This is a genomic window from Sphingopyxis sp. RIFCSPHIGHO2_12_FULL_65_19 (assembly GCF_001830555.1).
In the GTDB taxonomy this organism is placed as follows: Bacteria; Pseudomonadota; Alphaproteobacteria; order Sphingomonadales; family Sphingomonadaceae; genus Sphingopyxis.
Map to the genome: position 1 here is coordinate 1 of NZ_MIAM01000023.1, position 320 is coordinate 320.

A 320-nucleotide genomic window follows, 5' to 3' on the forward strand; every position below is an offset into this window, starting at 1 on the left:
CTGCTCGAACGCGAGGAAGTCCCCCGGTGATCTATCCGACCCGCCGGGCGATTTACCTGCTGCTGCTGGGCGCCCCGATGGCGCTTGCGCTCGGGCTGGTCCGGCCCGAGCTGTGGTTGGTGGCGCCCGGCTGGATCGCCGTGATCCTTGCTTGTCTGATCGTCGACACGATCGCCGGGGCGAATCCGCGCCACCTGACGCTCGACGCGCGCTTTCCGCCGCAGGTGGGGGTGGGCGATCCGTTCGACCTGTCGCTGGTCGCTGGCGCCTCCGTTTTGCCGCCCCGCGCCGAAATCGCGCTGGCGCTCGACGAACGGCTG

Annotated in this window: 1 pseudogene; it reads left to right on the top strand. The window is 70.3% G+C overall.

Annotation, left to right across the window (positions count from 1 at the left end):
• Positions 1-26: 26 nt before the first annotated feature.
• Positions 27-320 (top strand): annotated as a pseudogene (locus tag A3E77_RS06755) (DUF58 domain-containing protein); the annotation flags it as partial.